Raw genomic sequence first — 8,628 nt, 5'->3', positions numbered from 1 at the left:
TTGCTGTTCTCGAAAACCTACGGTTTAGCCCTTGACTTCATATAGCTGGTCTCCTTTCATTATGCAAAACCCGCCAACGCGGTGCGGCGGATCCGCGGGCCGGCGGGTTCGCTTGGCGAGGCGCGGCATCGCGGGGGACGGGGGCGGCTGCCGCAGGCGATGAGCGACGGTGAAAACCGTTGCGCTCAGCGGACCGTCGGCGGGGGCGAACCTAGTCGGGGCCGCCTTCCGGCAGCCCCGAGCGATTCCCTATTCCCAGTTCAAAACCAAGTCGATGGCGTCCAGGAACGCCTGCACGTCCTCAGCGGTGGTGTAGCGGCCCATGGAGATGCGCAACGCCCCGTGTGCGGCGTCCGCGTCGATGCCGATGGCGCGCAGCACATGGCTGGGCTCAAGCGAATGCGAGCTGCATGCCGACCCGCCCGAAACGCCGAAGCCGCGCATGTCGAAGCGCAGGATGAGCGTTTCGCTTTCCAGGGCATCGACGAGCACGTGCACGATGTTGGGCAGGTAGTCCTGCGAGCCGGGCTCGACCTGAACCGTGGGACGGACGCCGGGCTTTTCGGCAAGCGCGGCGTAGAGCTTGTCGCGAAGGGCCCCCAGGCGCGCCTGCTCGTCGGCCTGCTTCTCCTGGGCGACCTGGATTGCCGCGGCGAAGCCCGCCGCGCCGCAGACGTTCTGAGTGCCGCTGCGACGGCCGGCCTCCTGGCCGCCTCCGAGCATGAAGGCGTCGAAGGGGGTGCGGCTTTTCACGTACAGCGCGCCGACGCCCTTCGGACCGCCCACCTTGTGAGCGGAAAACGAAGCGGCATCGCAGCCCCAATCAACCACGTTGACGGGCACCTTGCCAAGCGCCTGCGTGGCGTCGGTGTGGAACAGCGCGCCTGCGGCGTGCGCCGTGCGGGCAAGCTCGACCACGGGCTGCACCGAACCGACCTCGGAGTTCGCCGCCATGACGCTGACGAGCACCGTTTCGGGGCGCATAACCTGCTCAAGCGAGGCTACGGTTATGAAGCCGTTGCGATCGGGCTGCACGCGCGTGACCGAGAAGCCCATCTGCTCGAGGCGCTTGGCCGGGGCCAGGACCGCATCGTGCTCGATGGCGCTCACCACCACGTGCGGCTGGGCGCCGCCCGCGCCGCCGAGGCGTCGGGCATGGGCTGCCGCCTGCGCCAGCCCGATGATGGCGGCGTTGTCGGCCTCGGTAGCGCCGCTGGTGAGAACCACCTCGTCGGGACGCGTGGCGCCTAAAGCGCGCGCGATGGCGCGACGAGCATCCTCGAGCGCGGAGAACGCCGCGCGGCCGGGGATGTGCAGGCTGTTGGCGTTGCCGCCGAAGGCGATGTTTGCGCGGCCGGGCACCATGTAAGGCGCCATAGCCTGGGCAGCTTCCTCGCAAAGCGGGGCCGTTGCCGCGTAGTCAAGGTATACGTAGTTTTCCGGGACCTTCGCCACCATGGGACGCCTACGCCTCCTTGGATGCCAGCGCGGCGACGCGCGCCGCCTCTGCAGCCTGCGTGACCTGCGCGATGGCAGCCGCAGGGTCGTCGGCGCCGCACACGGCCGAGCCGCACACGAGCACATCGGCGCCGGCAGCGGCCACGAGCGGGGCGGTTTTCACGCCGATGCCGCCATCGACCTCGATGAGCGGCGCCGCGCCCACCGCGCGAGCGAGCTCGACCGTGCGTGCAACCTTGCGCTCGGAGCCCTCGATGTAGCTTTGGCCGGAGAAGCCCGGTTCAACGGACATAATGAGCACCATGTCGAGCTGCGCCATGACCGGGGCGAGCACCTCGACGGGAGTATGGGGCTTGACCGATGCGGCGGCCTTGGCGCCGGCGGCGTGGATCATCTCGACGGCGCGCTCGAGCTGGTAGCCCGCGGCGGCCTCGGCATGCACGGTGACGATATCGGCACCCGCCTCGAGGAACCACGGCAGCTGCTCAAGCGGATTGGAGATCATGAGATGCACGTCGAGCGGCATGTCGGTGACCTTCTTCAGCTGCTTGACCACGGGCACGCCCATGGTGAGGTTCGGCACGAAATGGCCGTCCATGACATCGACATGGACGTAGCCGGCGCCGCCGGCTTCGATGGCGGCGATGTCGCGCTGGAGGTTCATGAAGTCCGCCGACAGGATGGACGGCGCGATTTTAACCGGTTGGAACACGTTTGGCCCCTTCCCTTCCAAGCTCTTAGGTTATGTGCGTATTCTACCGCACCTGCGCCAAGGCAGCGGCGGCGCGGGCGCGGCGGGCATATAATGCTGACAAGAACGAGGAAAGGGGCTTCATGGACGGCGACCGCCCGACATATTACAGCTACTTCACCCCCGCCGGCCCCATCACCGTGGCGGCGAACGGACGGGCCATCACGCGCATAGCCTTGGGAAAAGCCCCGCTTGCGGGCGTTTGCGCGCCGAGCGAGCTGACGAACAAGGCCGCTACGCAGGTGCAGGAGTATCTGGCCGGCAAGCGCACGTCGTTCTCCCTACCGCTGAGCCCCTGCGGCACACCGTTTCAACAGCAGGTATGGGAAGCGGTGGCCGACATTCCCTACGCGCAAACCGCGACGGCGGCCGATATCGCCTGCCGCATCGGGCATGTCGGCGCGCATCGGGCGGTGGGCGCGGCGGCGCGCGCATGCCCGTTCGCCATCGCGGTACCGCTGCATAGACTGGTCCGCGCCAACGGCCAGCCCTGGGGCGAAGGAAAGCCCGCGCGTGTGCGCGGCGCTTTGCTCAAGCTCGAGCAAAGCCGCTGATTCCGAAGCGACCTGCCGGGACGAAGACGGCGACGAGCTTCGCAGCCGCTTCGGCATCGCGCAGACCGCGAATAGCAAAGAAGCCGCCGGCTTGCAGACACCGATCGGCAGCGGCGACGAAAGGAGATCGCGGACATGTCGAAATTCGTGATGCCCATAACCACGGCGGTATTGCTGTTCCCGCTGATAGCGGCGCTGATCACCGCCCCGTTTCTCATCTACAAGTATCGCAAGGTGGGGAGCGTTCCGTGGCTTCATGCCGCGGCGATGTACTCGTTCGTGTTCTACCTGATGTGCGCATACTTCCTAGTGCTGTTGCCGCTGCCGGCCGATCGCACGGCGGTGGTCGCGTACGCTCAGACGCCGCAGCTTGTCCCATTCCAGTTCGTGCGCTCGTTTCTGGCCGAAACCACCGCACGCCTCGACGATCCCTCCACCTGGCTCGCCGCCATCTGCGACCCGTATATGTACGAGGCGTTTTTCAATGTGCTGCTGCTAGTGCCGCTCGGCGCGTACCTGCGCTACTACTTCCACCGACCTTGGTGGCAGACGCTCCTGATAGGCTTTTGCGTGACGCTGTCGTTCGAGACGACGCAGCTCACCGGCATCTGGGGCATCTACGAGCACCCGTATAGGCTCTTCGACGTGGACGATTTGATGACGAACACGCTGGGATGCATGGTCGGGTTCTGGCTTGCCGGGCCGGTCATGCGCGTGTTACCCGATGTCCGCGTTGCCGCACGGCAGGCCGCCGAGCGCGGAACGACCGCATCCGCCACGCGGCGCGCGCTGACGTTCGGACTCGACCTTGCGCTTTCGCAAGCGCTTGCCGGGTGCGGCTATTTCGCCGTGCACGCTGTGAACGGAAGCCGGCTGCTTGCAGGCTTCGGTATCGAGCACGCCACGTTCTGGACATGCGAATGCGCGGCCATCGCCGCGGTGTTCGCCTTGTTCCCCGTGATCGCGCGCGGACAGACGCCCGCGCAAAAGCTGCTGCGCCTGCGCATCGTTCGACCCGATGCCGCGCCGGCATCCGGCGGGCAGATCGTCTGCCGTTACGCCACCTTGTTCGCCATCGTGCTACTGCCCGCATGGGCGTTCGGGCTGGTCGCAGGCGTAGACGATATCCCTACCACCCCCGCCGAGCTGCGCGCGCTCGCGTCGCTGTGCGTGCATGATAAGACGGCCTTGACCCTTATATGGTGCGCTGGCGTGCTCGCATGGGCAGCCACGCTCGCCGTGCGCGCATGGCGGGCCTGGCGCGGGCGGGCGCCATTCATCATGCTCAACGGCCTTATCAGCGATACCCGCATCATGACCGAGGATGGCATCAAGCAGATTCGCGAGCGCACGCACGTGCTTGATGTGGGCAAGGTTGCCGAATTGGAGCAGCGCATCGCGGCTGGCGGAACTTCGCTTGGCGCATTGATGGAGCGCGCCGGATGCGCCATAGCCGACCAAATGCGATCGTGGGTTCCCGACCCAGCGCCGATCTTGATCTTAACGGGAAGCGGGAACAACGGCGGCGACGGCTGGGTATGCGGACGTGCGCTCGCGCAAGCCGGATGGCCCGTTGCGCTTGCGTGCCCGCGACCGCCCGAGCAGCTTTCCGCCGAGCCTGCGCGAACGGCTGCGCTCGAAGCGGTTACCGCCGCCGAAGCGCACGGATGGCCGCTTTCCGTGCTGGTCGCGCCGACGCCGGAAGAGCTGTCCCGCGAGTTCGATCGCGCCAGCGGCGTGGTCGACGCCATCCTTGGGACGGGCTTCTCCGGTATGCAGGTGCGCGAACCGTACGCAACCTGGATGCAGCTTGCGAACCGCCGGCGATTCCACGGCAAGCTCGCCCGCAAGCGGATAGGCGGCGCGCGGCATCCGCAGGCCGGCAAGCGCACGCCGGCTCATGCGAGGGCGGCGGGCAAGGCGAAGGACGCGCCGTTCACCATAGCGGCCGATGTCCCCTCCGGCGTTTCGGCGCAAACCGGCGATGCCGCCCTGCCCCGCATCTATGCCGATGAAACCGTCACCATGATCGTGTACAAGCCAGGCCTGCTTACCCGCAAGGCCGCCCCCATGACCGGCGCTGTGCGGCTTGCGCCCCTCGTTGATGACGTCGAGCGCTACCTTGACGCAATGATGTAATCGGGGCGCGCGCCACGTGGCAGGGCGCGCGAAGCCGATCCCCCCTGACGGTAATGCGAGCCGATGCTTCGGTGCACTTGCCTAGCAGTCTCTCCTCTTCGCTTGCTACGCGCCCTGAACGCTACTCCTCGCCGTGCATTTCCCGCAGGAACTTCGCCACGGGGCCGAACAGGTTGTCCTTTTCCGTAAGACGGAAATACTTCAAGGGCAGCTGCAGCTTGCGCTTGTCCGACAGATAGCGGCCGCCGGCACGGCGCAAGGGCACCATCTTGTCGCGGGGGATGTCGATGGGTTCCACCACCAACTTGCCGGCAACCACCGACACCGTTTTGATGTGGTGCTCGTTGGCGAACGCCTTGATGCGCGCCTTCTCGAACAGGTTCTGCGCCTCCTGAGGCATATCGGAACGCTTGCCCGCCAAGTCGTTGTAGATGTCCTCCACGGCGCCGACGGTTGCAGCGCTTGCGATCTTGCGATACCACAGCACCCGCTCGTCGGCTTCGGGCACATATTCCTCGGACAGATACGTGCGGCCCGGCAGGTTCACGGTGATGTCGGACAGCGCCGGCGGCAGCCCCTCGGCGGCCTTCAAGTCACCCTCGCGCGTGGCGCTCACGGCCGCGCCGAGCATCTGCGCGAACAGATCGAAACCCACCGCGGACATGTTGCCGGACTGCTCAGCGCCCATAAGGCTGCCAGCACCGCGGATCTCAAGGTCGCGCATGGCGATGCGCATGCCGCTTCCCAAGTCCGTGTGCTCGTCCAGCGCCGTCAGACGCGCCTGCGCCTCCTCGGTGAGGTTAACGTGCTCGGGGAACATGAAGAACGCGTACGCCTGAGTGGAGCCGCGGCCCACGCGCCCCTTCAGCTGATACATCTGAGCCAGGCCCAAACGCTGCGAATCCTCGATGATGAGCGTGTTCGTGTGCGGGTTGTCGATGCCGGATTCGATGATGGTGGTTGCCACCAGCACATCGAGCTGTCCGGCGGAAAACTCCTCCATCACCTTCTCCAGCGAGTCCTTGTCCATCTGCCCGTGTGCCACGCCCACGCGCGCCTCCCCGGCTGCGGCCTGCACGCGCCTCACCGCTTCCTCGATGGACCGGACGCGGTTGGAAACGTAGTACACCTGCCCGCCTCGGGCAAGCTCGCGCCTGATGGCGGCGCTGACCACGTCGGGATCCCACTCGCCGACGTGAACCTCGACGGGGCGTCGATCGTCGGGCGGCGTGAGGATGAGGCTCATGTCTCGCACGCCCGACAGCGACATCTGCATGGTGCGCGGGATCGGCGTTGCCGAAAGCGTGAGCACATCGATGCTCTCGCGAAGGTTCTTCATCTGTTCCTTGTGGCCCACACCGAAGCGCTGCTCCTCGTCGATGATCACCAAGCCCAGGTCATGGGGGTTCACATCGCGCGACAGCAGGCGATGCGTGCCTACAAGCACATCCACGCTACCGTCCGCGAAACCCTTGAGCGCCGCAGCCTGCTGCTGCGGCGTGCGGAAGCGGCTGAGCACCTCGACGGTCACGCCGAACGGCTCGAAGCGGTCCTTGAAGTTCGTGAAATGCTGCTGCGCCAAGATGGTGGTCGGGCACAGCACCATGACCTGCTTCTTATCCTGCGTGGCGGCGAAGGCGGCTCGCAGCGCCACCTCGGTTTTCCCGAAGCCGACGTCGCCGCACACCAGACGATCCATGGGCTTGGCGCTGCGCATGTCGGCCTTGACATCGGCGATGGCGGCCAGCTGATCGGGGGTTTCCCGATACGGGAACGCCTCCTCCATCTCGATCTGCGCCGGCGTGTCGGGTCCGAAGGAATAGCCTTGCGCGCTGGCGCGGCGTGCGTACACGTCAACCAGGTCGAACGCGAGCTTTTTGGTAGCCGCACTCGCCTTCTTCATGGCGCGCGACCAGTCGGCCGTGTTCAGGCGGGTGCATCGCGGCGTGGAGCCCTCGGGGCCGACGTAGCGCGTGACGCGGTCGAGCTGCTCGACCGGCACGAACAGCTTGTCGCCTTCGGCGTATTCCAACAGCAGGTAATCGCGTGCCGTGCCGTCGATCTCGCGACGCACCAGCTCCTTGAAGTGCGCGATGCCGTGCTGCGCGTGCACAACGTAATCGCCCGGCTTATACGGGAACGTGATCTCAGTGATGTCGATATGGCGGCTAGGACGCGCGGTGGAGGCCCCTTGGGTATCGGACACGCTGACCATGCCCAGCTTCGCCTTCGGGATGATCATTCCCAACGGGATGTCCACGTCGACGACGTTGACGACCCCGCGGCGCAGGCGGCGCTTCTTCTGCCCGTCGGTGTCATCCGGGTTTTCCTCGGCATCAAGCCATTCTTGAATGGGAAGGCCGTGATCGACGAAGGCGAGCATCATATCGGCACGGCTTCGGCGGTTCGGAGCGCTGAATACCACCGTGTAGCCATCATCGACGAGCGTGCGCAGACGGCCGAACAGCTTATCGGGATGGCCCGCCGCCTCGACGCGCTTCACCGGCAGTTCGACATCCACGTTGCCGCCCACGCGCATGATGGATACGTACGTTGCACGCTGGCACTCGCCGAAACTGACCTGCGGAGCCGGGCAGAACAGCCCCTCAAGGGCGATGTTGGTGCCTTTGGCCTTCGCTTCCAATTCCTCGCTGGCGTGCATCATGTCATCGAACAGGCTTCGCGGCTCGATAAGCACCGAAAGCCCATCGCGGCGCAGATAAGCACCCAACGTGACCGGCTTGTCATAGAGATACGGCAGCAGCACGTCGCTTCCCTCGAAGCGCAAACCGCCCTCGGCGTTTTCCAGATGCTCGGAAACGCTGCGAAGCGCGGGGTTGGTTCCCGCCAGCGCCGCAAGCTTCTTGCGTGCGCGCGCCAAACCCGATTTGCTACAAGAGAACTCGACGACGGGATAGATTTCCACGCTTTGCAAGCTGGAGATGGTCTGGCCCGTTGATGGAACGATGCGGCGGATCTCATCCAGCTCGTCGCCGAAGAAGTCAAGGCGAACGGGATAGCTCAGGTTGCCCGGATACACATCCACGGTGCCGCCGCGCGTGCAGAACGTGCCAGGGCCATCAAGCTCGCCGGTATTGGAGAACCCGCGCGATTCCAGAGCATGGATAAGACCGTCGAAATCCTGGGTGCCCGCAGTCTGAGCGCCCGGCATGTCCGCCAGCTCCTGGCCGCAGACGAAAGACAGCGGCGTCGATGCGTTGGCATTGACCGGCGGCAAGGTGCGCAGCAACGCCCGCGCGCTTGCGACAACGACCACCTGCCGTCCGGTCTGCAGCGCATGCGCCGCCTCCATACGCCGAGCAACGGTGGCAAGATCCGCGTGCTTCTTGTCGAACGGCAGATCGGCGCGCTCAGGGAAGCGCAGCACCTTGTCCTCACCCAGATAGGCCGACAAGCTGCGAGCAAATGACACCGCCGCATCCTCGCCCGCCACCACCGCAAGCGTGGACTGCGGCTTATGCGAGAAGCGCGCGGCGACCATGAACGGGCGCGCGCTGTTCGCGATGCCCAACGTGCCATCGTTTCCGGCATCGAGATTGGACCAAAACCCATCCAAGCATTCCGAGCGCTCGAGCGCGAAGCGCAGAGAATCGATAAGCATATGCTGCATTCCCCCATCACCATCGGCCAACCCGGATGCCGCCATGCGCGTCCGGGCCTGCTTGCGCAGTTTTCCTTCGATGAAGCTGCGCGTTTTTCAAGGTA

General features: G+C 65.6%; 5 protein-coding genes. 2 read left to right on the top strand and 3 right to left on the bottom strand.

From position 1 onward, the window contains the following. Positions 1-249 precede the first annotated feature (249 nt). Together RDW26_RS08075 and rpe are read right to left on the bottom strand one after the other, a co-directional pair. Positions 250-1,458, bottom strand: coding sequence for a cysteine desulfurase family protein (locus RDW26_RS08075; RefSeq protein ID WP_307983195.1), 1,209 nt, complete (start codon positions 1,456-1,458; stop codon positions 250-252). Positions 1,459-1,465: 7 nt separating this feature from the next. Further along, the gene (rpe, locus tag RDW26_RS08070) at positions 1,466-2,170 is read right to left on the bottom strand and encodes a ribulose-phosphate 3-epimerase (protein WP_307983194.1); all 705 of its coding nucleotides are present in this window, start codon (positions 2,168-2,170) and stop codon (positions 1,466-1,468) included. A 122-nt stretch (positions 2,171-2,292) separates the two neighbouring features. On the opposite strand from rpe, the gene RDW26_RS08065 reads away from it, so the two are divergent. Both RDW26_RS08065 and RDW26_RS08060 read left to right on the top strand, forming a co-directional pair. Next, positions 2,293-2,763 (top strand): methylated-DNA--[protein]-cysteine S-methyltransferase, encoded by a 471-nt coding sequence (locus RDW26_RS08065; protein ID WP_307980770.1) that lies wholly within the window; start codon positions 2,293-2,295, stop codon positions 2,761-2,763. Between the two features lie 135 nt (positions 2,764-2,898). Continuing rightward, positions 2,899-4,902 carry an NAD(P)H-hydrate epimerase gene (locus tag RDW26_RS08060; protein ID WP_307983193.1) on the top strand — a complete coding sequence of 668 codons (2,004 nt, stop codon included), beginning with the start codon at positions 2,899-2,901 and terminating at the stop codon, positions 4,900-4,902. A gap of 121 nt (positions 4,903-5,023) precedes the next feature. Here RDW26_RS08060 and mfd read toward each other — a convergent pair whose 3' ends face one another. Next, positions 5,024-8,524, bottom strand: coding sequence for a transcription-repair coupling factor (mfd, locus tag RDW26_RS08055; protein WP_307983192.1), 3,501 nt, complete (start codon positions 8,522-8,524; stop codon positions 5,024-5,026). Positions 8,525-8,628: the final 104 nt, after the last annotated feature.

The organism is uncultured Senegalimassilia sp. (assembly GCF_902464545.1).
Classification (GTDB): Bacteria; Actinomycetota; Coriobacteriia; order Coriobacteriales; family Eggerthellaceae; genus Senegalimassilia.
Note: the sequence above shows the minus strand (reverse complement) of the source record. Positions and strands in the feature narration are given on the sequence as shown.

Coding starts and splice junctions, on each gene's coding strand:
- RDW26_RS08075 (WP_307983195.1), bottom strand. CDS start 1,458: ATGGTGGCGAAGGTCCCGGAAAACTACGTATACCTTGACTACGCGGCA.
- mfd (WP_307983192.1), bottom strand. CDS start 8,524: ATGCTTATCGATTCTCTGCGCTTCGCGCTCGAGCGCTCGGAATGCTTG.
- RDW26_RS08060 (WP_307983193.1), top strand. CDS start 2,899: ATGTCGAAATTCGTGATGCCCATAACCACGGCGGTATTGCTGTTCCCG.
- RDW26_RS08065 (WP_307980770.1), top strand. CDS start 2,293: ATGGACGGCGACCGCCCGACATATTACAGCTACTTCACCCCCGCCGGC.